15 protein-coding genes are annotated in these 22,452 nt (G+C 71.2%); 7 read left to right on the plus strand and 8 right to left on the minus strand.

The features are described 5' to 3' along the window. The gene (locus QRX50_RS41310; RefSeq protein ID WP_285968513.1) at positions 1-909 is read right to left on the minus strand and encodes a dihydrodipicolinate synthase family protein; all 909 of its coding nucleotides are present in this window, start codon (positions 907-909) and stop codon (positions 1-3) included. A 139-nt stretch (positions 910-1,048) separates the two neighbouring features. On the opposite strand from QRX50_RS41310, the gene QRX50_RS41315 reads away from it, so the two are divergent. Together QRX50_RS41315 and QRX50_RS41320 are read left to right on the plus strand one after the other, a co-directional pair. Further along, entirely contained in the window at positions 1,049-2,455 is a 1,407-nt protein-coding gene (locus QRX50_RS41315) for an MFS transporter (protein ID WP_285968514.1), read from the plus strand. 28 nt (positions 2,456-2,483) lie between these two features. Continuing rightward, complete coding sequence (locus QRX50_RS41320) at positions 2,484-3,710, plus strand: metal-dependent hydrolase family protein (RefSeq protein WP_285968515.1); 1,227 nt, start codon at positions 2,484-2,486, stop codon at positions 3,708-3,710. 42 nt (positions 3,711-3,752) lie between these two features. Here QRX50_RS41320 and QRX50_RS41325 read toward each other — a convergent pair whose 3' ends face one another. The 6 genes from QRX50_RS41325 to QRX50_RS41350 all read right to left on the minus strand — a co-directional run bounded on the left by QRX50_RS41325 (position 3,753) and on the right by QRX50_RS41350 (position 12,375). After that, the gene (locus QRX50_RS41325; protein ID WP_285968516.1) at positions 3,753-4,175 is read right to left on the minus strand and encodes an aconitase X swivel domain-containing protein; all 423 of its coding nucleotides are present in this window, start codon (positions 4,173-4,175) and stop codon (positions 3,753-3,755) included. Beyond that, positions 4,163-5,428: an aconitase X gene (locus QRX50_RS41330; protein ID WP_285968517.1), complete on the minus strand. Its 1,266-nt coding sequence runs from the start codon at positions 5,426-5,428 to the stop codon at positions 4,163-4,165. Before QRX50_RS41330 ends, QRX50_RS41325 begins: the two co-directional genes overlap by 13 nt. After that, on the minus strand, positions 5,421-6,800 hold the full coding sequence (locus QRX50_RS41335) for an NAD(P)/FAD-dependent oxidoreductase (protein WP_285968518.1): 1,380 nt from the start codon (positions 6,798-6,800) through the stop codon (positions 5,421-5,423). The genes QRX50_RS41330 and QRX50_RS41335 overlap by 8 nt, the downstream gene beginning before the upstream one ends. Next, a complete protein-coding gene (locus QRX50_RS41340) occupies positions 6,784-7,062 on the minus strand; it encodes a (2Fe-2S)-binding protein (protein WP_285968519.1) in 279 nt (92 codons plus the stop codon). Before QRX50_RS41340 ends, QRX50_RS41335 begins: the two co-directional genes overlap by 17 nt. Beyond that, positions 7,059-8,222: an NAD(P)/FAD-dependent oxidoreductase gene (locus tag QRX50_RS41345; RefSeq protein WP_285968520.1), complete on the minus strand. Its 1,164-nt coding sequence runs from the start codon at positions 8,220-8,222 to the stop codon at positions 7,059-7,061. The genes QRX50_RS41340 and QRX50_RS41345 overlap by 4 nt, the downstream gene beginning before the upstream one ends. Before the next feature lie 97 nt (positions 8,223-8,319). Then, a complete protein-coding gene (locus QRX50_RS41350) occupies positions 8,320-12,375 on the minus strand; it encodes a carboxypeptidase regulatory-like domain-containing protein (protein WP_285968521.1) in 4,056 nt (1,351 codons plus the stop codon). 265 nt (positions 12,376-12,640) lie between these two features. Between QRX50_RS41350 and QRX50_RS41355 the strand changes: the two genes are divergently transcribed. From QRX50_RS41355 to QRX50_RS41370, 4 genes are all read left to right on the plus strand, one after another. Then, positions 12,641-14,971 (plus strand): glycoside hydrolase family 2 protein, encoded by a 2,331-nt coding sequence (locus QRX50_RS41355; protein ID WP_285968522.1) that lies wholly within the window; start codon positions 12,641-12,643, stop codon positions 14,969-14,971. Between the two features lie 55 nt (positions 14,972-15,026). After that, positions 15,027-15,671, plus strand: coding sequence for a GntR family transcriptional regulator (locus QRX50_RS41360; protein WP_285968523.1), 645 nt, complete (start codon positions 15,027-15,029; stop codon positions 15,669-15,671). Then, positions 15,668-16,888, plus strand: coding sequence for an MFS transporter (locus tag QRX50_RS41365; RefSeq protein WP_285968524.1), 1,221 nt, complete (start codon positions 15,668-15,670; stop codon positions 16,886-16,888). Before QRX50_RS41360 ends, QRX50_RS41365 begins: the two co-directional genes overlap by 4 nt. 217 nt (positions 16,889-17,105) lie before the next feature. Then, on the plus strand, positions 17,106-20,537 hold the full coding sequence (locus QRX50_RS41370) for a S8 family serine peptidase (RefSeq protein ID WP_285968525.1): 3,432 nt from the start codon (positions 17,106-17,108) through the stop codon (positions 20,535-20,537). 80 nt (positions 20,538-20,617) lie between these two features. Here QRX50_RS41370 and QRX50_RS41375 read toward each other — a convergent pair whose 3' ends face one another. Continuing rightward, a complete protein-coding gene (locus QRX50_RS41375) occupies positions 20,618-21,193 on the minus strand; it encodes a CGNR zinc finger domain-containing protein (RefSeq protein ID WP_285968526.1) in 576 nt (191 codons plus the stop codon). An 82-nt stretch (positions 21,194-21,275) separates the two neighbouring features. Here QRX50_RS41375 and QRX50_RS41380 point away from each other — a divergent pair, with 82 nt between their 5' ends. After that, positions 21,276-22,448 carry an epoxide hydrolase family protein gene (locus tag QRX50_RS41380; RefSeq protein WP_285968527.1) on the plus strand — a complete coding sequence of 391 codons (1,173 nt, stop codon included), beginning with the start codon at positions 21,276-21,278 and terminating at the stop codon, positions 22,446-22,448. Positions 22,449-22,452: the final 4 nt, after the last annotated feature.

Consider the following 22,452-nt stretch of genomic DNA (forward strand, 5'->3'; position numbering starts at 1 on the left):
CTAGGAAAGCCCTTCCTCGAGCGCTCGTTCGGTGGCCTGGCGGACGGCCTTCTCCTGCTCGGGCGTGAGCGGCACCCGCGGCGGACGGCACGGCCCGCCGTAGCGGCCCGCGATGTCCATGCTCAGCTTGATCGCCTGCACGAACTCCGTGAGCGAATCCCAGCGCAGCAACGGGTGCAGCAGCCGGTAGAGCGGCACGGCCTTCTCCAGGTCGCCGGCCGACGCCGCGGCCCACAGCTCGCTGGTGGCCTTCGGGAACGCGTTGGGGTAGCCCGCGACCCAGCCGGGCGCGCCGGCGATCGCCAGCTCCAGCAGCACGTCGTCGGCACCGCACAGCACGTCGAGCTCCGGCGCCAGCTCGGCGATCCGGTACGGCCGCCGCACATCGCCCGAGAACTCCTTCACGCCCACGATCAGGCCCTCGGCGTGCAGCTCGGCCAGCAGCTCCGGCACGAGGTCGACCTTGGTGTCGAACGGGTTGTTGTACGCGACGATCGGCACGCCGGCCTTCGCGACCTCGCGGTAGTGCTCGACCACCGCGCGCTCGTCGGCCCGGTAGGAGTTGGGCGGCAGCAGCATCACCGCGGGGCAGCCCGCCTCCGCCGCGCTCTCGGCCCAGCGCCGCGCTTCCGTCGCGCCGTACGCGGCGACACCCGGCATCACCGTGAAGCCCTCGGGCGCCGCTTCGATCGCCGTGCGGACCACGCGCGTGCGCTCCTCGACGCTCAGCGTCTGGTACTCCCCCAGCGAACCGTTGGGCGTGACGCCGTCACAACCCCTCTCGGCCAGCCACGCGACGTGCTCGGCGTACGCGTCGAAATCGACGGTCAGCGCACCCGGCTCGGTCTCCCGCAAGGGGAGTGCGGCCGCCACCAGCACGCCGTGCCATGGCTTTTCGCGCCCGGTCATCAAGCCCTCCACGAAGTCGATGTTACTCAGCGCCGCCGGCCGGAGCCGAGCCCGAAACTCGGTCGGAAATTCATCGTGCCATGTGTCATGTGACATTGTACAGTGTCCTGACCTCGTCCCCCCTCGTGTGGGAGGCTCCATGTCAGAAACGACCGGCGCGCCCCCGAAGCTCACGTCACACGTGCTGGCGGCCCGGCTCGAACGCCTGCCGATCTCCCGGTTCCACTACAAGCTGCTCTTCGCGGGCGGCCTCGGGTACACCTTCGACGCGATGGACGGCGCGATCGTCGCCTTCATCCTCCCCTCCGTCACCGCCGAATGGGGCCTGTCCAGCGGAGCCACCGGCATCCTGGGCAGCAGCCTGCTGATCGGCTTCCTCTTCGGCGCGTTCGGCGCCGGGGTGCTCGGCGACAAGATCGGCCGGCGCGCGGTGATGGTCAGCGCACTCATCCTCTACGCGGCCGCGAGCCTCGTCGCGGCCGCCGCGCCGAACTTCGCGGTGCTGTTCGTCGCGCGCGTCGTGGCGGGCATGGGCACCGGCGCGGAGAGCGCGATCATCGCGCCCTACCTGTCGGAGTTCGTGCCTTCGCGCGTGCGCGGGCGCTACATCGGTTCCCTGGCCGGGTTCTTCGCGTTCGGCTACGTGTTCGCGAGCCTGCTCGGCTACTTCGTGGTCAGCGACGTGCCCCACGGCTGGCGCTGGGTCCAGGTGCTCACGGCGGTGCCGATCGTGATGCTGCTGTGGTGGCGCCGCTCGCTGCCGGAGTCGCCGCGGTTCCTGCACGTCCACGGCCGCGTCGCCGAGGCCGAACTGGTGGTCGCCGACATCGAGCGCCAGGTCAGCGCCCGCGTCGGCCCGCTGCCGGCGCCACAACCGTCCACACAGGACGAAGAGGTGCAGGTGTCCTCGGGCACGATCCTGTCGAACCTGCGCGCGCTGGTGTCGTCCAGGCTGCGCAAGACCACGATCACGTCGTGGGTCTACTGGTTCGTCGCCATCTTCACCTACTACGGCTTCTTCACCTGGATCCCGTCGCTACTGGTGAAGCAGGGCTTCGACATCTCGAAGAGCTTCCTGTTCTCCATCGTCATCTACCTCGCGCAGATCCCCGGCTACTACTCCGCCGCGTTCGTGAGCGAGCGCATCGAGCGCAAGTGGACGATCGTGATCTACCTGGCGGGCGGCGCGCTCGGTGCGCTCGGGTTGGCGTTCGCGGGCAACAGCACGCAGATCCTGATCTGGGGCATCGTGCTGTCGTTCTTCATGAACGGCAACGCGGCGCTCGAGTACTCCTACACGTCCGAGATCTACCCGACGATGATCCGCACCACCGGCCTCGGCGTCGCGTCGGCGGTCGGGCGGATCGGCGGCATCATCGCGCCGATCGTGATCGGTTTCTCCTACAGCAACGTCGGATTCGGCGGCGTGTTCACCATGCTGCTGGTCCTGCTCGTGATCGGCGCCGGGGTGGTGGCCGTGTTCGGCCAGCGCACCACCGGCCGCTCGCTCGAGACGATCGGGCAGGAGACGATCGGACGTGGCTGAACCCCGCGAACCCTCTGGAGGTGCCCGCATGGCCGCCGACCTCAGCGTCCGGCATGTCAGTGTCGTCGATCCCGAGTCCGAGCAGGTGACCGGCGACCAGGTCGTCCGCATCACCGGCGGCCGGATCACGGCGATCGAAGCCGACCCCGGTGGCCCGGCCGGAGCCGGCGAGCTGGACGGCACGGGACTGTTCGCCGTGCCGGGGCTCATCGACTGCCACGTGCACGTGAACGCCGTGAGCGCGGCGCTCGGCACGGTCGCGGACGAGTCGCCCGCGTACGTGGCCGCGCAGGCTTCGCAGCTGCTGAAGGACATGCTGGCCCGCGGCTTCACGAGCGTCCGCGACGTCGGGGGCGCCGACTTCGGCATCGCCGCCGCCGTGGCCGAAGGCCTGTTCACGGGCCCGCGGATCTTCTTCGGCGGCAAGGCCCTTTCCCAGACCGGCGGGCACGGCGACCTGCGGCCGGCGGGACGCGACGTGCACGACCAGCACTACGCGATCCCCGTGCTCGGCCGCGTGTGCGACGGCGTGGACGAGGTCCGCCGCGCCGCGCGCGATGAGATCCGCCGCGGCGCGTACCACCTGAAGATCATGCTGTCGGGCGGCTGCGCGAGCCCCACGGACCGCGTGGACTCCCTGCAGTTCTCCGACGAGGAGGTGACCGCGATCGTCGAGGAGGCGGCCGCGGCGAACCTCTACACGGCGGGCCACGCCTACACCGCCGACGCCGTGAACCGCGGCCTGCGCCTCGGCGTCCGCACGATCGAACACGGCAACCTCCTCGACGCGACGTCGATCGACCTGTTCCTCGCGCACGACGCGTTCTACGTGCCGACGCTGATCACCTACCAGGCCTTGCTGGAGCAGAGCCGGGAGCTGGGTTTCACGGCGGAGCAGTACGAAAAGGTCGTGCGGGTGACGGAAAACGGCTACCAGGCTCTGCAGCTCGCCGACTCCGCCGGCGTCCGCATCGCCTATGGCAGCGACCTGCTGGGCGCGATGCAGGCTCGGCAGTCGGAGGAGTTCTCGTTGCGCGCCAAGGTGCAGAAGCCGGCCGCGGTGCTGCGCTCGGCCACCACGGTCGCGGCCGAGCTGCTGCGGCAGGTCGGCACGGTGGGCACGCTCGCGCCCGGCGCCAGGGGCGACGTCGTGCTCGCGCGGGCGAACCCGTTGGCGGACCTGGACGTGCTGGCGAACCCGTCGACGGGGCTCGCGGCGGTGGTGCAGGACGGGGTGGTGCGCGTACAGCGCTGATCGACGGTGTTCCGGCCTGGTCCGGGCCGGGCCGGAACACCGTCAGCCGAGCCGGATCACCGCGTTCTCCGGGCCCGCGGAAACCCGCACCGGCCCGCGGCAGGCGGCGAGCCGGGCGTAGTCCTGCGGGGTGAGAACCACGATCGGCAACCGCAGCTCGTACAACTCGGCCGCGACCCAGGCGCCGAGCATGAGGATGGCGTCGGGTTCGGTGAGGACGAGGGCGGCGGGTGCGGTGCCGCTGCGGATCTGCTCGGCGAGCACCGACGACGAGGAGCTGGAGCCGCGCGCCCGCGGCAGCACGAGAACGCGGCCGGTGAGCGTGGCGCCGCGCTGGGGGTGGTGTTCGTCGACGATCCGGCCGGACAGGTCGGTGCCGCCCCAGAACGACAGTGGCGCGTCGAGCACGAGCGGTTCCCCGGTGGCTTCGCCGGGGAAAACGGTGCGTCCGGTCAGCTCGCCCACAGCGCCTCGTCCCGCACGATCCGGCCGGCCCGCGCCGACGCGACGCATTCGGCCAACGAGCCCAGCGCCACGTCCACGCCGATGTTGCCGGGCGCGTACCAGGCCCATTTGCCGGAGTTCGTCATGGCCGTGCGCAGGCCGGCGTCGAGGATCGGCGTGAGGTAGGTGCAGGTGTCGACGACGATCCGGGCCCCGGCGGAGCGCACGGTTTCCGCGTAACCCAGCCGATCGGCCTCCGCGAGCACGGCGCGGCTCGTGGTCACGTAGGCGCTCACGGTGTGATGGAACGGCGCGCCGTCGGCGAGCAGACCGGCCAGGCGCTCGAACTCCGTGAGCGAAAAGTGCGGCGTGCCCAGGCACAGCGCGTCGAGGTCCGTGCCGTGGGCCGTGGTCAGCTCGTCGCGGATGGCGCGCACCCGGTCCGCGTCCACCACGTGCGGCACGAGGTCCGGCGACGCGACGGCCGCGAGCTCCGGCGCCTCCGGCGTCACGCCGACGACGTGGAACAGCCCCACTCCCCCACTCGACGCGGCTGCGGCGCCGAAAGCCTTCAGCTGGTCCTCCGTCACGGTCGCGGGCACGCCCGTCAGCACCGGCACGCCGCTGCCCGCGAGCCGGCCGGCGAGGTGGCCGAGCACGCCCCACGCCGCGTCCTCGCCGAGCAGCCGCCGCGACAGGCCCGCGCAGTCGAGCCGGATCGTCGCGTGGCGGTGGACGTCGCGGTGCAGGCCCGCGTCGGGGACGCGGCCGGTGATGGCGGCGCCGATGTCGAGGAAGTCGCCGTAGCGGTCGGTGCGGGCGCCGAGCACGGAGTTGGCGAACACGATCGCGTTGGACTCCGCCCACGCGACGTGCGTGCCGAACGCCGGCCGGTGCGTGAGCTGGTACGGCGCGCAGGTCCACGTCGGTTTGCAGCCCAGCGCGGTGTAACCCGCCATCAGGCGGCGCGCATTGGCGGTCGTTTCGGCATCGGCGTGCACCAGGTCGGGGTGACGCAGGTCGAGGGACCCGACGTTGAGCGTGGTCGGCACGGCGACGCGGCCGCCGAGCTCTCCCAGGCGTTCGACGAAGTCCAAGCCGGCCTGACCGTGGTAGAGGCAGCCATCGACGTGGGCGGACTCGACCGTCAGCAGCCGGGTGGCGCCCCGGACCCGCGCGAGCGCGATGACCATGCGCAGGCACAGTTTCGCCGCCTCGCCGTGGTCGCCGGCGAGCATGGCTTCGTCCTCTTCGGACAGTTCGAGGTCAGCCACGCGCGAGGTCCCCGAGCGTCACGGGCTGCGCGATCGGCCGCGCCGCGACGCCGTCGAGATCGGCGGCCGTCGGTTCCCGGCCGCATTCGGCGGCGACGAGGCAGGCCGTCGCGTAGCCGCACACGCGGCCCTGGCACAGACCCATTCCCGGGCGGGCGAGCAGCTTGACGGTCCGGGCGTCCGTGGCACCCAGGTCCTTCACCGCGCTCCGAACGGTGCCGACGGACACCTCCTCGCACCGGCAGATCTGCGTGCCGGAGTCGACCCACGTCTGCCAGCCCGGACGCACGGGGTGGGCCGCGTGCATCGCGTTCGCGAAGGCCCGCAACGACTTTCGCTGCCGCAGCAAGCGCGCGACGGTGTCCCGGTTCGGCTCGGCCCCCACCGCGGTGAGAGCCGCGTGGAGGCCGGCCAGCTCACCCTCCACCAGCGACAGCGCGGAACCGCCGACCCCGCAGACCTCGCCGGCGAGGTAGACCCCGGCCGTGGTGGCGCGCTGCCGGTCGTCGGCCACGGCGACGAGACTGCCGTCCGCGCCGAGCCGGGTTTCGCAGCCGAGCTGCACCGGCAGCTCCAGCTGAGGCGTGAAGCCGTAGCCGACGGCGACGGTGTCACACGCGACGGTCCGCTCGCTGCCCGGCACGATCCGCCATTGCCGATCGAGCGACGCGACCGTCACGCTCTCGACCTCGTCCGTGCCGTGCGCGGCGACGACCGCGGTGCGCGTGCGGTACGGAACCCGTTGGCGCAGCAGCGTTTTCAGGTAGCCGGCGCCTTCGGCGAGCTTGCCCGCGTTGGCCAGCACGGCCAGCGGCGAGCGCGCGAACCCGGCGGGCGAACCGGCCTCGAACACCCCCGCCACCTCGGCGCCCGCGTCGACCAGTCCGGCGGCGACGGGCAGCAGGAACGGCCCCGTCCCCGCCACCACGACCCGGTCCCCCGCGCGCACACCGTGGCCCTTGACCAGCGCCTGCACGCCGCCGGCGGTGTACACGCCCGGCAGCGTCCAGCCGGGGAACGGCACCTGCCGGTCGTAGGCGCCCGTCGCCACGATCACCGTGCGGCAGGCGATCTCGCCGCGGTCGGTGTGCACCGTGAAGCCGCCGTCCGCGCGCTCGACGTGCCAGATCGCGTGCCGCGTCCGGACGTCCACTCGGGACAGTCCGGCCCGCAGCCGCACGAGCGTCGGCCAGTCGTGGTGGCCCACGCCTTCGTCGCCTTCACGGTGGCGCCAGAACTGTCCGCCCACGCGCGTGCCGGCGTCGATCAGCGCCACTCGCGCGCCGGCCGACGCGGCGGTCACCGCGGCGGCGAGCCCGGCCGGGCCGGCCCCGAGGACCGCGATCTCCGCCGCTTCAGCAGGAAAGCTCACCACGGCCCGCTCCTTCCTGCGGCTCGACGACGTCACCCGGCAGCACCTCGGTCAGGCACGCGCGCCGCCCCGGTTTGCCGTTCACCACGACCAGGCAGTCGAAACACACGCCGATCCCGCAGAACACCCCGCGGGGCGCGCCCTCGCGGCGCGTCGTCCGCCACGACCGGTGGCCGGCGGCGATCAACGCGGCGCCCACGCTCTGCCCGGCTTCCGCCACGATCTCCTGACCGCGGAAGGAAAACTTCACGCACTCGCTCACGCGACCTCCTCGAAGCGGTCCGCCCGGAACGGCGTCAAGTCCAGCTCCGGTTTCACGCCCGTCGCCACCTGCGCGATCAGGTGTCCCGTCGCCGCGGCCAGCCCGATGCCCGCCCCTTCGTGGCCACACGCGTGCGCCAGCCCCGGCAGCCGCGGGTCCTCGCCGATGACCGGCAGGTGGTCCGGGCAGTACGGCCGGAAGCCCAGATAGCTGCGCAGCAACGAAACGTCGGCGAGGAACGGGAAAACTCCGATCGCCTGGGCCGCCAGCTTGCGCACCACGGGCAGCGAGAACTGCCGGTCGAACCCCACGCGTTCGCGGCTGGCGCCGATGAGCACCGTGCCGGCCTGCGTACCCTCGACGACCACGGACGTTTCGAGCCCGGCATCACCGCTCGAGACGTTGGCGACGTAGTCGGCGGTGTAGACCTTGTGCCGGATCACGCGCGGCAGCGGTTCGGTGACCAGCACGAACCCGCGCCGCGGCAGCACCGGGATCGGGGCACCGGCGAGCTTCGAGACTTCGCCGCCCCACGTGCCCGCGGCGTTCACCACCCACGGCGCCGAGAACTCGCCGGCCGACGTGAGGACCCCACCGACCGAACCGTCGGCGCGGCGCCGGAACGCCCGCACCTCGACTCCCGTGTGCAGCTCGGCCCCGAGCCGGCCCGCTTGACGCAGGAGCGAGGCGGCGGCGAGCATCGGCTGCACTTGCTTGTCCTGCGGGTAATACGCGCCGGACGCGACGTCCTTCGTGAGGTTCGGCTCCAGCTCGGCGACCTGGGCCGGCGTCAGGTCGTCGACCGAAACACCTCGCGCACGTTGCTCCGCCGCCAGCTCCGCCAAGCCCCGGGCGGCGTCCGCGGACTGCGCCACGACCACGCCACCCTTGTGCTCCAGCTCCAGGGAAGCGGGCCCGAACTCCTCGCCCAGCCGGGCCCACAGCCGGATCGACAGCAGCGCCAGATCCAGCTCCGGGCCGAGCTCCTTGTCCGACACGAGGATGTTGCCCTCGCCGCCGCTCGTCGTCCCGCCGGCGACACCGCCGCGGTCGAGCACCGCGACGCGCAGGCCCGCGGCCGCGCAGTAGTACGCGCACGCCGCTCCGACCACTCCGGCGCCCACGACGACCACGTCGGGGGACCTTCCCGTCGCCACCATGGCCAGTAGTATGTCACATTGCACAATGCCCGGACGTGCGGTTCCTCACGCTCCATTCAACGCACCCAATGCGGCGGTCGGTGCGTGAAGCTCGAGCTCAGCAGCCGCCCGGTTTCAGGACGAAGTCCGCCGTCACCGCCTGTCCCTCGACCAGTTTGACGCTGCGCGTCTGGGGCTGCCAGCCGTCGCGCGCCGCGATGAGTGTGAGCGGGTTGTTGCGGCGGTCTAGCCACAGCGTGTAGTGGCCCGCGGCGTCGGTCTTGAGCGTGTAGCTCGCCGCCCAGCTGTCGACCTGCATGGTCACCGCGGCGAGCGGGCCCGCCGTCGCTCCGCAGCGCGCACCGGTGACGGTGCCGGTCAGCTTGCTCCACGTCGCCGGCGGCTTCACCGTGAACGACACGGGGATCGCGGCCACCGCCTTCGGCACCTGCGCCCCGACGACCAGTTGCGCCGTGTACGTGCCCGGCTGCGTGATCGCCGCGACGTTCGCGTCGAGCGTCACCGTGAACGTCGCCGTCCTGCCCGGCACGATCGTGGTCACCGACGGTGTGGTCGACAGCCACGGGATCGACACGTACTCCCCGCATTCGCCGTAGCCCGGCAGCAGCAGGTCGTGGCTGGTCGGGTTGAAGCTCGCGTTCGCCGAGCCGCCGATGCGGTAGAAACCGCAGGTGCTGCCGCCTCGGAACAGCGTCTCGTTGGAGTTCGGCAGCGCCGACCACTGGTTGGCCGCCGGGTCGTACGCGTAGCCGGCGTTGGTGAGCGCACCGTCGGCGATGCCGCCCGAGAGCAGCAACTGTCCATTCGCGACGGTCGAGGCCGAGCCCCACATCTGCACCGGCAGGTCGGCGACCCGCGACCACGTGCCCTTCTCGACGTCGAGCTTGTACGCGGTCTTCAGGTTGTCCAGGCCGCTGACGCCGCCGGCGCAGTAGATCGAGCCGGCGATGGTGCCGCAGTTGGTCCAGCCGATCGGCGCGGGCAGCGCCGGGCCGGCCGACCACTTGTCCACGGCCGGGTCGTAGACCTGCACCCGCGTGACACCGCAGTTGCCGCCGTCGCAGCCGCCGACCGTGTAGATCCGCCCGCCGGCCACGGTGACCCCCATCGCGGAGGTAGCCGTGGGCATCGGCGCGCCTGTGGTCCACGTGTCGGTGACGGTGTCGTAGATGTCGGTGTTCGTCACCGGGATGCTGCCGTCCGCCCAGCCGCCGGTCACGTAGATCTTCGTGCCGACGGCCGCCACCGCGGGGTTTTCCCGCGGAGTCGCGAGGTCGGCGATCGGGGACCACGCGAGCGTGCCCGGGTCGTAGACGAAGTTCTTGGTCGTCAGGTCCGCGCCGTCGAAGCCGGTGAAGGAGTAAACCTTCCCGTTCACGGTCGCCACGCCGTTGTCCATGATTTTCGTCGGGTAGTCGGCCACGGTCTGCCACGCGTCACCGGCCGCCAGCGTCTCGGCGGGCGCGGCCTGCTTCACGTGCCCCAGCAACGGTCCCGTGCTGAAGTCGCCCTTGATCCGCTGCAGCGGCGCCGAGTGCGCCACGGCCGGGGTGAACGCGCCGGACGACGGGTTCAGCCGCACGTCCACGGGTGCCGTGCCGGTGTTGCGCACCTTGACGTTCGCCGTCGCCTTCCCTTGCCACGCCACGGTTTTGTTCACCGGCGCGGTCGTCACTTCGAGCTGGCCGGCGTCGAGCCGGAAGTCGGCCGGGGTCACCGCGTCGGGCGCGACCACGGTCTTCTGCGTGCCCGGCACGAAGTTCGTCGCCGACGCGGTGACCGGGTGGCTGCCGGTGACACTGGAGAAGAACCAGTACGAGCCGTCGGCCTGCGTCGTCGCACCCTCGCCGGGCCGGTCGACGCTGTCCACCGACGCCCCGCCGAGCGCGGCACCGCTCACGTGGTCGTGCACGGTGCCGGTGACGAGCCCGCCGGGCACGACGTCGCACGCGTGGTCGCCGATCAGCACGTCGTCGACCTGCCACCAGAACCCGAACAGCTGGTCGCGGTAGTGGAAACGCACCTGCACGGCCTTCTTGCCCGCCGCACCCGGCAGCGGCACGACCTGCGTCGAGGGCCCGGCCAGGGTGTCGCTGCCGTGCTGCCACACGGTGGTCCAGGTGGCGCCGCCGTCGGTCGTGAAGTCCACGGCTGCCTGCTGGCCCTGCGTGCCCTGGTAGTCGGACGCGAACCGCACGGTCGGGTTCGCCGTGGCGCTCAGGTCGACGACCGGGCTGACCAGCGACGTGTCCTGGTCGCCACCGATCGAGTTGCTGTCGACCGTGGCGAACGCGCCGCTGCCGCCGGTGTAGTTGTCGCGGCCGCCCGGGTTGTCGAACGCCCAGGTGGCCACGCCGTCACCGAGGTTGTTCACGACCTGCCACGTCGAAGGCGCCTCGAAGTCCTGCGTGTCGCCGGTGAAGCGGTTGGCGTAGCCGGGCGCGCCGCAGGTCACGGGGTCGACGGTCACCGAAGCGTCGTGCGTGGCGGCGATGTCGCCGACTGGCACGGACGCCGAGTCGGGCAGGTAACCGGGGTAGTCCGGGTCGACCTGCACGGAATAGGTCGCGCCCTCGGGCACGGTCATCGAGTACCGCCCGGTGAGCGGATCCGTCCGGACGGCCGTGGTCGGCTGCCCGGCGACCTGGACGTGCGCGGCCACCGGCCAGCCGTGGCCGCTGCCGTCGCGCACGGTCCCGCTCAGCTGCACCGAACGCACGTTCGCCAGCGTGAAGTCAGCGGTCGCGGTCTTGCCGGCCTCGACGGTCACGTCGTCGACGGTGGTGTCGCGGTAGGAGAACTTGCTCGCGGTCACGGCGTAGGTGCCCACGGGGACGCCCAGCGTGTAGTGGCCCTCGGCGTCCACTGTGGTGGCGAGGTCACCGGCCTTCACCTGCGCACCGGCCAGCGGCTCGCCCGCGGAGTCGCGGACCGTGCCGGAGACGAGGCCGGTCGCGCCGGGTGTGAAGGCCGAGATGCCGCGTGGCGTGCCCAGACCCGTGGGGCCGTCGAAGCCGGGACCCGCGGTGCAGAGGTACGCCGGGGCGCAGGTGCCGTTGGCGCCTTCGGTGACGTCGTTGAAGGTCGCGCCGGAGCGGTAGGGCAGCGCGTTCGGGTAGGTGCCCGCGGCGGGCGCGCCGGCCAGCGCGTAGGCCGCCGCGACGATCGGCGACGACGCGCTCGTGCCACCCGCGAGGCCCCACGCGCCGTGCACGTACACCGCGACGCCGGTGGCGAGGTCCGCGACCGCCGAGACGTCGGCGATCGTCCGGTCGGCGCAACCGGAATCCGGCTGCGCCGGCGGCTTCGGCTCATATGCGGAACAGCCGCTGCCAGTGCCGGACCATACCGTCTCGCGCCAACCTCGGGCGTTCGCGTCGCGATAGAGCGAGGTGCCGCCGACCGACGTCACGTGCGGCGACGCGGCGGGGAACTGCGGGCCGTAGCCGTAGTCGCCGGAGCTGGCGGTGACCACGACACCGGGGTGGTCGTAGTAGGCCTCGTCGAGGTCGAGCTCGGAGGGGTCCTCGTCGGCGCCGTAGCTGTTGGACACGAACTTCGCGCCCATGGCGACGGCCTGGTTCACGGCGGCGCCCATGTTCGGCACCAGCGAGTCGTCGGCCTCGACGAGCAGGATGTGACAGCGCGGGCAGACGGCCGAGACCATGTCGAGGTCGAGCATCGTCTCCTGCTGCCAGCCCGGGTTCCCGGCCGGGAAGTCCTGGCCGCCGCGCTGGTCCACGCGCGTGAAGCAGCCATTGGCGACGGTGCACGGCGGCAGGCCGAACTGCGCGCGGTACACACCCATTTCGGCTTCCGCGTCCGGGGTGTCGTAGGCGTCGACGATCGCGACCGTCATCCCGTCGCCGCCCGTGGCCGTCGGGAGCTCGTACGCGCCGGCGAGGTCCGCCGGGCCGTAGCCTTGCGGCGCCGCGGCGCGCTGCATCCCGTGCGCGTCGCCGCGGAAGAGCGCGAAGCACGTGACCTCACCGGGTTTCGGCTGCTCCGGGCACGCCTTGCGGCCGAGGACCGGGGCCACCGGGGCTGCGGCGGCGGCCGGCGCAGCCTGAGCCGCCGCGGGCACCACCGCGAACGCGACCACCGCCAGGAGGAACGTGAGGAGGATCTTCAGTGCCGCTTTGGCGAACGACATGCGCGTCCCTTTCGCTGACGAACCGCGGTCGGCTGCTCACCCGACGTCGCGGAATTCTGGCAGCGCCGCTCTGGCAACGATCACGCCCGAACGGACAGAAAGCCGGACAGGATCAGGGTTTTCCCGGTGTCCGGTACCCGCGCGCAGCGAACGGCTCAGTGGTTCAGACCATACGGAGCAGCGCGTTCGCGGTCCCTCACGGCGGCGGACAACGACGAGACAGGGCATGATCGCGCGGACAGGCCCGGAGAGAGGACGGCGAGGCATGCGGATGGACCTGACGCGGTGGACGGTGCGGGCGACCGGCGACCTGGTTGAGGTGCCCGCCGAGCTCGTGGACACGCTGCGCGCCGGGGTGTCGGCGACCGTGCCCGGCTCGGTGCACACCGACCTGCTCGCCGCCGGCCTGATCCCCGATCCGTACCTCGACCGCAACGAAGACCTCGTGCAGTGGATCGGGCTCACGGACTGGCGCTACGAGACCGAGTTCGACCGTCCGGCCGCCGCCGGCGCGGCCGCGCTCGCGTTCGACGGCCTCGACACCGTCGCCAAGATCGAGCTCAACGGCCGCGTGCTCGGCGAGACCGAGAACATGCACCGCTCCTACCGTTTCCCGACCGGCGAGCTGCGGTCCGAGGGCAACGAGCTGTCGGTCACCTTCGCCTCCGCCGTGCGCTACGCCCGTGCGCGCGCCGCGGCCCATCCGCTGCCGCGCACCAACGACGGCGAGCCGTCGAACTTCATCCGCAAGATGGCCTGCAACTTCGGCTGGGACTGGGGCCCGTCGCTCGTCACCGCCGGTCTCTGGCGCCCGGCGCGGCTGGAGATCACCACAGGCCGGCTCGCGTCGGTCCGGCCGGTGGTCACGGTCGAGGGCACCGAAGGCGTGGTCACGGTCCACACCGAGGTCGAGGGCGAAGGCACCGTGCGTATCCGCGTAGCCGGCATCGAGGCGACCGGCGACACCGCGCGCGTGCCGTCGCCCCAGCTGTGGTGGCCGCACACGCTCGGCGAGCAGCCGCTGTACCCGCTGGAGGTGACGCTCGAGGCCGCCGACGGCACCGTGCTCGACACCTGGACCCGCGAGATCGGCTTCCGCACCGTCGCGCTCGACACCACCGACGGCGCGTTCATCCTGTCGGTCAACGGCACGCCGCTGTTCGTCCGCGGTGCCAACTGGATCCCCGACGACTGCTTCCCCCACCGCGTCGACGCGCAGCGCTACGCCCGCCGCATCGAGCAGGCGAAGGACGTGAACATCGACCTGCTGCGCGTGTGGGGCGGCGGGATCTTCGAGAGCGACGAGTTCTACGCCGAGTGCGACCGCGAGGGTGTGCTGGTGTGGCAGGACTTCCTGTTCGCCTGCATGCCGTATCCCGAGGACGTGCTGGCCGAGGAGGTCGAGGCCGAGGCGCGCGAGAACGTCGTCCGCCTCGCGCCGCACCCGTCGCTGGTGCTGTGGTGCGGCAACAACGAGAACTACCTCGGCTGGTTCCACTGGGACTGGCAGGAACGGCTGGCCGGGCAGCCGTGGGGCGCGACGTTCTACGAGAAGCTGCTGCCCGCGGTCGTCGGCGAGCTGGACCCGACGCGGCCGTACGTGCCGGGCAGCCCGTGGGCGCTCTCGCCGGAGCGCGACGCACTGGACCCCGACTACGGCTGCCAGCACGTGTGGGACATGTGGAACGAGCGCGACTACCTCGGCTACCGCGACACCGTGCCGCGGTTCGTGTCGGAGTTCGGCTGGCAGGCGCCGCCGACGTTCGCGACGCTCACCGAGGCCGTGCACGACGAGCCGCTCGCCGCCGACTCCCCCGGCGTGTTGCACCACCAGAAAGCCTTCGACGGCAACGGAAAGCTCGCCCGCGGCCTCGCCCCGCATTTCGCCGAGCCGGAGACGTTCGACGACTGGCACTTCCTCAACCAGGTCAACCAGGCGCGCGCGATCCGGCTGGCCGTGGAGCACTACCGCTCGCACGCGCCGCGCTGCATGGGCGCGATCGTGTGGCAGCTCAACGACTGCTGGCCCGTCACGTCGTGGGCCGCGGTCGACGGAGCCGGCCGGCCGAAGCCGCTGTGGTACACGCTGCGCGAGGTCTACGCCGACGAGCTGCTGACGATCCAGCCGCGCCCCGAAGGTCTCACGGTCTTCGCACTGGGCTTCACCCCGGAGACGGTCGACGTGCGGCGGATGTCGGTGACCGGCGAGGAGCTGGCGTCGGCCGCGGTCGCGCCCGGCACCGCGCTGGGCCCCGAGTTCGCGGCCGGCGACCCGGCGCGCGAGTTCCTCGTGGCCGATGCCGGCGACAAGCGCGCGTTCTGGTTCTTCGCCGAGGACAAGGACATCGCCTACCCCCAGGCCGAGTTCACGCAGTCCGTCACCGGCTTCGACGGCGGCTACGAAGTCACCGTCATCGCCGACACGCTCATGCGCGACGTCTGCCTGTTCCCCGACCGCCTCGCCGCCGACGCGACCGTGGACTTCGCCCTCGTGACGCTGCTGCCCGGCGAGTCGGCCACGTTCACCGTCGAGACGGAGGCCAGGCTCCAGCCGGGCGATCTGACGTCGGCTCCGGTACTGCACTGGATCGAGTGAGCCGCAGGTCACAAGGCCTTAGATACAAGCTTGGACGCATGCTAGTGTCGCCGGCGTGACACCTGCCAAGTACACCGCGCCCGGCGCTGCCGACCGCGCGTACCGGCTCACGAAGGAGCTCGTCCTCACCGGCGAGCTCCCCGGTGGGCACCTGTTCAGCGAAGGGGAGATCGCCGAGCGGCTCGGGGTGAGCCGCACGCCCGTGCGGGAGGCGTTCCTGCGCCTGCAGGTCGAGGGGTTCCTCAACCTGATCCCGAAGCGCGGCGCCGTGGTGGTGCCCGTGCCGCCGGGCGAGGCCGAGGACGTGCTCGACGCGCGGGAGGCCGTGGAGGGCGCGGCCGTGCGCCGCCTCGTGCGCCGGCCCGACCTCATCCCGGACACGCTGGAGCAGCTGCGCGGGGTGCTGGACACCCAGCGCGGCCACGCGGACTCCGGCGATCTGCACGGGTTCGCCGAGGCCGACGAACTGTTCCACCGCACCATCGTCGCGGCCGGCGGCAACGCGTTGCTGCTCGACTTCTACGCCACGCTGGCCGATCGCCAGCGCCGGATGAACGTGCACGCCCTGCGCCCGATCCCGGACGTGCTGCCCGTGGTGCTGCGCGAACACGAGGACCTGCTCGGCATCATCGAGCGCGCCGACGGCGACGCGTTCGGCCCCGCGCTGCGCGCCCACCTGGATCTGGTGCACCGCCGATGACCGCCACTGCCGAAAGCACGCCGCTCCCCCGCGAAACCACCGCGCGCCCGGCCTGGTTCGGCGCCGCCGGCGCGGTGTTCGTGGTCGGCTGGGGCGGCAACCAGTTCACTCCGCTCCTGGTGATGTACAAGGAAGCCGGCTACTCCACCTTCACCGTCGACGCGCTGCTGGGCGCATATGTGGTCGGACTGGTGCCGGGTCTGCTGCTCTCGGGCGGACTGTCCAATCGCTACGGTCGCCGACCCGTGATGCTCGCCGGCACCGTGCTGTCACTGCTCGCGAGCGTGCTGATCGCGCTCGGCCCGGAAGGCGCCGGCTGGATCGCGGCGGGCCGGTTCCTCACCGGCGTGGCCGTGGCGGCCGCGATGGCCGTGGGCTCCACGTGGATCAAGGAGCTCGCCGACGCCGACCCGCGCGGCGCGGCCGACCTCGGCACCCGGCGCGCGGCCCTGTGCCTCACGCTCGGGCTCGGCATCGGCCCCGGCGCCGCGGGAGTGCTCGCGCAGTGGGGGCCGTGGCCGATGGTGCTGCCGTTCGCCGTCCACATCGGACTCGCGCTGGTGGCCTTGCCGTTCATCCCGCGCAGCCCCGAAACACTGGGCGTCGAAAGCCGCAAGCCGGCGCTGAGCCGGCTGCCCGTGACGACCCGGCACCCGCGGTTCCGCCGGATCATCCTGCCGATGGCGCCGTGGATCTTCGGCTCGTGCGGTGTCGCGTACGCGATCATGCCGCAATTGGTGCAGGACAAACTCGGTTCGTGGTCACTCGCCTACTCAACGCTGCTGACGGTGTGCGCGATCGGCGCGGGCGTCGGCATCCAGCCGATCGCCAAACGCGTGGACCGAACCACCAGCGCCCGCGCGGTGCTCACCGGAATGGCCGTGATGTGCACTGGTCTGATCCTCGCCGCCGTGGCCGCGGATCTGCGTTCGCCGTGGCTCGCGCTGCTCACGGCCGTGGTGCTCGGGACCGCGTACGGGATCGTCGTGGTGTCCGGGCTGCTGGAGCTGCAACGGCTCGCGCGGCCCGAGGAAATCGCCCAGCTGACCGGCGTCTACTACGCGCTGGCCTACATCGGCTTCCTGCTGCCGTCGCTGCTCGCGGCGCTCAGCGGCTTCGCGAGCTACCCGATGCTGCTCGGCTGCCTCGCCGTGATCGCGCTCGCGGGGACACTGACGGTTGCCCGAAACTCCCGCAGTCACCTTCCCGTGACCTGAGCGGGAATTCGCTTCACCGACAAATGGGACACCGATTCCGGGCATTACGGAAATGGTGTCCCATTTGCGTGGATATCTTCACCACTATTGTCGCTTGTGGATCGTCGAGGTGCGCGAAATAGTTCTCCGGCATGGGAAATCGGGCCGGCACGACCGTGCTCGATTTCGTCGGGGCCGGTAACTTTCGAACCCTTCGAGAAGGAAGTGGGAGCTGCACATGCGGCGTTCCTCGCGATCCGTTCGCGCGCTCGTCATAGCCGCGACAGGCGGTCTGGCACTGGCCGGGGTCACCCAGCTCGGCAGTCAGGCCGCCGTCGCCGCGCCCACCGCTCAGGCGAGCAGCGCACCGCAATCGGTGATCGTGGTCCTCAAGGACCAGCTGCCCGACGCGCCGGCCACCAAAGCGGCTTCGGGCACCCGGCGGGCCAAGGCGACCCAGCAGCAGGAGTCGGTGCTGGCCAAGCTGGCCGGCACAGCGCCGGCCAAGGTCAAGCACTTCGCTCTGGGCAACGCATTCTCCGCCACGGTGACGCCGGACCAGGCGGCGCAGCTGGCGGCCGACCCGGCCGTGGCGCAGGTGCTGCCGGACAGCAAGGTCACGCTGCCCGACGCGAACCCGGCCAAGTCGGCCGACGCCGGTGCTCCCAAGGCGGGCGGCGGCACGGCGCAGAACCAGGACCCGAACGCGATCTGCCCGACCGACCCGGCGAAGCCGTTGCTGGAGCCCGAGGCGCTGACCTCGATCCACGCGTACAGCACCGACGGCTCCAAGGCCGCTTCAGACCTCGCCGACGGTTCGGGCGTGAAGGTCGCGTTCCTCGCGGACAACATGGACCCGAACTACGCGGACTTCATCCGTCCCGACGGTTCCCACGTGTTCTCCGACTACCAGGACTTCTCCGGCGACGGTCCCGCCACGACCGAGTCCGGCGCCGAGGCCTTCGGTGACGCGTCGTCCATCGCAGCGCAGGGCGTGGTGGTGCACGACCTGTCGAAGTTCGTGAACGAGAAGCACCCGCTGCCCGCGGGCTGCAACATCGTGGTCAAGGGCGTTTCGCCGGGCGCGAGCCTGGTGGGGCTCAACGTGTTCGGCTCCACCGCCACGAACTCCGCGGTGCTGCAGGCGATCGACTACGCGGTGACCGTGGACCACGTCGACGTGATCAACGAGTCGCTGGGCCTGAACCAGTACCCGGACGCGAGCTCGCGCAACCTGTTCCAGGTGTTCAACGACGAGGCCGTGGCCGCGGGCGTCACCGTCACCGCCTCCAGCGGCGACGCGGGCATCACCTCGACTATCGGCAGCCCGGCCACCGACCCGCTGGTGATCTCCGCCGGCGCGACCACGGACAACCGGCTCTACGCGCAGACCACCTACGCGGCTTTCCCGTTCTCCAACGGGAAGTGGACGAGCGACAACATCTCCGCGCTGTCGTCGTCCGGCATCACGCAGAACGGGCGCACCATCGATCTGGTCGCCCCGGGTGAGGGCAACTGGGCCGACTGCGCGCCCGCGTATGCCGAATGCCGCGACTTCAAGACCGTGCCGCAGCCGACGGACCTCGAGTCCTTCGGTGGCACCAGCGAGTCGGCCCCGCTGACCGCGGGTGTCGCCGCGCTGGTGATCCAGGCCTACCGCGGCACACACCACGGCGCATCGCCGACGCCCGCGCAGGTGAAGCAGTTCATCACCGGCACCACGCGCGACCTCGGCCTGCCCGCCGACGAGCAGGGCTCCGGTCTGCTCGACGCGCGCGCGGCCGTGGAGGCGGCGCTGACCTCGCCCGGCACGTCCGGTGCCCCGGCGGGTGTCTCGTCGAACATCGCCCTGTCGGCCGACCAGCTCACGCTGGAAGGCGCGCCGGGCAGCACGCAGAACGCCACGGTCAACGTGACCAACGTCGGCACCAAGCCGCTCACGGTCACGGCGGGCACGCGCTCGCTCGCGCCGCTTTCGGCGCAGACGCAGACCACCGCGTTCGACTCGACGAAGCTGCCGACGTTCCCGTACTACAACGGCACGGACTGGGCGTACAAGAAGGTCACCTTCTCCGTGCCCGCCGGTGCGCAGCGCCTGCTCGCCCGGATGGCGTGGCAGGGCAGCCCGAAGACGGTGAACGGCCAGTCGGTGACGCCGGTCGTGCGCGTGTCGCTGCTGGCGCCGGACGGCACGTTCGTGGCCAACAGCCGCCCGCAGGGTGGCGCGGCCACGGCGAACTACGCCAACGTGGACGTCACGCGCCCGGTCGCGGGCACGTGGACCGCGGTGCTGTACTCGGCGGGCGGCCCGACGGGCTACACCGGCGACATCCAGCTCGCCACCTCCACCCAGCGGGCCATCCCGTACGGCCAGGTCTCCCCGGCCGTGCTGTCGCTGAAGCCGGGCCAGACCAAGCCGGTCAAGGTGTCGCTGCAGACCCCGGCGAGCGGAGGCGACGCGGACTACTCGATCACGTTCGGCAGCTCCGACGGCCACCAGACCACGGTGTCGGCCGTGCTGCGCGCGCTGGTCCCGACCAAGAACGGCAAGGGTTCCTTCGGCGGCACGATCACGGGCGGCAACGCGCGGGCGGTCTCGCCGGCGCAGACGTTCAGCTACGAGTTCGACGTGCCCAAGGGCAAGAAGGACCTCGACGTCGCGGTGAAGCTGCAGGACCCGGGCACGGTCGTCGACGGTGTGCTCGTGGACCCGAACGGTGAGCTCGCCGACGTGAACAGCAACGTGTTCCTCAGCTCCGCGACCCAGCTGTCGCAGGGCACCACGTTGCAGCTCACGGACGCGAACCCGCTGCCGGGCCGCTGGCACTTCGTGGTCGTGGTGCAGAACCCGGTGACGGGCAAGCAGATCGAGCAGCCGTTCACCGGCACGGTGGGCTTCGACCAGGTCGTGGTGAGCGCTCCGGCGCTGCCGAACTCGGCCTCGAAGAAGCTGGCCGCCGGCCAGGCCGTGAAGGTGCCGGTGACGGTGCGCAACACGGGCGTCGAGCCGATCGCGATCGGCGTGGACGCGCGGACGAACGCGCAGCAGACCCTGCAGCCGCAGCCCATCCAGGGATCGACCGAGGTCGACCTGCCCGAGTTCAACGCCAACGCGCCGGTGTACTCGATCCCGCCGGACACGAGCAAGTTCACCGTCGCGACGTCGTCCTCGGTGCCGGCTCAGGTGGAGCTCCAGGGTTCCGCCGCGGGCATCGACGTGCTCGGCGACCTGAAGGCCGCGCAGGCCGGCAGCACCGTGTCCGTCGCGACGATCGGCGAGAAGCAGGGCTACGTCACGAAGGGCATCTGGTTCGCCGACGTGCAGGAGATCGGTCCGTTCGGCCCCTCGGGCGCCCCGGCCGGCCACGCCTCCTACACGGCGTCGATCAAGACGGCGGGCTTCGACTCCGCGGTGACCTCGTCCACCGGCGACCCGTACGACCAGTCCGTGGACCCCAACGGCACGGGCGGCACGCCGCTGCTCGTCCAGCCGGGCCAGACGGTGACCGTCACCGTGACGATCACGCCTTCGGGCAAACGCGGCGCGTCGGTGGCCGGCCACCTCAACCTGGTGACCGTCCCGACCCTCCCGACCGGCGCGACGGGCCTCCCGCAGGTCGGCACCGGTGAGGTGATCGCAACGCTGCCGTACAGCTACAAGATCGGCTGAGTGTCGCAGTAGGACAACCGGGCTGTCAGTCCTTTTCGGACTGGCGGCCCGGTTTTCTTTTGCTCACCGCAGGTGCCGGATCACTCCGCTGATCCGGCGGTTTTGCGCCGGTTGGCATTGAAGCGCGCCTTCTTCTGACGATTGCCGCACGTGTTCATGTCACACCACCTGCGGGTGCGGCTTTGGCTGGTGTCGAAGAAGGCGGCCTGGCAGGTCGGCGACGCACACAAGGCCAGTTTTCCGTCTCGTTCGCCGGCGAGGATGCTGATCGCGTCGGCGGCGATCACGCTGAGAGCGTCTTCCACGCAGGAAGCCGAGCCGAGCTGCCATCGCCGCTTGCCTTCGGGTGTCAGGATGGCCGCGGCCCGGCCCTGAGCGCTGCGGTCATTGATGACTTGCACTGCGGATGCAGGAAGCGCGTCCTGGATCGCAGCCGCGGTCGCGGCGGCGTGAATCGACTCCCTCAGTTCCCGGGCGAGGTCGAGCTGGGCGGTGGTGCAGGAGTCCACGGCGAGGCCGCTCACCGCCAGCCAGTCGACAAGTCGCTGCGGCGTGGGAATGCGCTCCACCGCGTCGCCATGACGCTCCGACAGAGTCCCCGTGAAGCTCGTCGCCAGCACGGTACCGAGGCGAAAGTCGGGGAACTCGGCACGCATGGAACCAGCTTAGCAGGTTGCGCTCGGGCATCGAGGCCTGCTAGAACCATCTAAGCCGGTTCCGCACTGACCAGGAGGACTCATGCGCCGTCTGACCAGCGACGTGCAAGCATTCGAAGCCCACGCACCGGACGCCGACCTCGACGACCTGCGGGCGCGACTGGCCGCGGCGCGGCTGCCGGAGGCCGAGACGGTCCATCGCGCCGCGCCCGGTCCGCGCCGATGGGACCAGGGCGTTCCTCTCGCCGACCTCGTCGAGGTCGTGGACTACTGGCGCACCGGGTACGACTGGCGGTCGTTCGAGGAGCGGCTGAACCGGATCGGCCAGTTCCGCACGACCATCGACGAGCTGGGAATCCACTTCCTGCACCGCCGATCCGCGCGCGCGGACGCCACTCCGCTGATCTTGACGCACGGGTGGCCGGACAGCATTGCCCGGTTCATCGATGCGGTGGACGAGCTGGCAGATCCTAAAGATGCGGACGCGCCGGCGTTCCACGTCGTCGTCCCGTCGCTACCGGGCTTCGGTTACAGCGACAAGCCGGCCACCACCGGGTGGGGAACCGAAAAGATCGCGGCCGCCTGGGTGGAACTGATGGGCCGGCTCGGCTACCGCGAGTTCGCCGCCCACGGTGGCGACTGGGGAGGCAATATCACCACGGTTCTCGGCGGCCGGTTCCCGGAGCACGTTCTCGGCATCCACACGACGTTCGCGGAGGGACCGCCCGGGCTGACCACGGACGGGCTGACGGCGGTCGAACGCGAGTGGATCGAGGAAACCCGCGATTTCTGGCGCCACCGCGGGGCGTACGCGAAGCAGCAGGCGACCCGGCCGCAGACCATCGGCTACTCGCTCGTCGACTCACCGGTCGGGCTTCTTGCCTGGATCCTGGACAAGTTCGCCGAGTGGTCGGACACCGAAGACAGCCCGTTCGAGACGATTTCCCGAGACCGAATTCTCGACGACGTCACCCTGTATTGGCTGACGCGGACCGGTGCGTCGGCGGCCCGCATTTACTACGAAAGCCACAACTCGCTCGATCCCGAACTTCGGGTCGACGTCCCGTCGGCACTCACGATGTATCCCCGCGACGTCGAGAAGTGTCCGCGCCCCTGGGCACAGGAGCGGTACCGGCAGATCGTCCGTTGGAAGTCGCCCGAACTCGGCGGACATTTCCCGTCGCTGGAGGTTCCCGGGTATTTCGTCAAAGATCTCCAAGAAGGCCTCGCGGCAGTGCTGGCCGCCCATCGGTGAACCC

The organism is Amycolatopsis sp. 2-15 (assembly GCF_030285625.1).
In the GTDB taxonomy this organism is placed as follows: domain Bacteria; phylum Actinomycetota; class Actinomycetes; order Mycobacteriales; family Pseudonocardiaceae; genus Amycolatopsis; species Amycolatopsis carbonis.

What these genes read in the sequence shown, in the direction of transcription:
- QRX50_RS41310 (WP_285968513.1), bottom strand. Translation starts at nt 909, where the DNA reads ATGACCGGGCGCGAAAAGCCATGGCACGGCGTGCTGGTGGCGGCCGCA.
- QRX50_RS41315 (WP_285968514.1), top strand. Translation starts at nt 1,049, where the DNA reads ATGTCAGAAACGACCGGCGCGCCCCCGAAGCTCACGTCACACGTGCTG.
- QRX50_RS41320 (WP_285968515.1), top strand. Translation starts at nt 2,484, where the DNA reads ATGGCCGCCGACCTCAGCGTCCGGCATGTCAGTGTCGTCGATCCCGAG.
- QRX50_RS41345 (WP_285968520.1), bottom strand. Translation starts at nt 8,222, where the DNA reads ATGGTGGCGACGGGAAGGTCCCCCGACGTGGTCGTCGTGGGCGCCGGA.
- QRX50_RS41350 (WP_285968521.1), bottom strand. Translation starts at nt 12,375, where the DNA reads ATGTCGTTCGCCAAAGCGGCACTGAAGATCCTCCTCACGTTCCTCCTG.
- QRX50_RS41355 (WP_285968522.1), top strand. Translation starts at nt 12,641, where the DNA reads ATGCGGATGGACCTGACGCGGTGGACGGTGCGGGCGACCGGCGACCTG.
- QRX50_RS41365 (WP_285968524.1), top strand. Translation starts at nt 15,668, where the DNA reads ATGACCGCCACTGCCGAAAGCACGCCGCTCCCCCGCGAAACCACCGCG.
- QRX50_RS41370 (WP_285968525.1), top strand. Translation starts at nt 17,106, where the DNA reads ATGCGGCGTTCCTCGCGATCCGTTCGCGCGCTCGTCATAGCCGCGACA.
- QRX50_RS41375 (WP_285968526.1), bottom strand. Translation starts at nt 21,193, where the DNA reads ATGCGTGCCGAGTTCCCCGACTTTCGCCTCGGTACCGTGCTGGCGACG.
- QRX50_RS41380 (WP_285968527.1), top strand. Translation starts at nt 21,276, where the DNA reads ATGCGCCGTCTGACCAGCGACGTGCAAGCATTCGAAGCCCACGCACCG.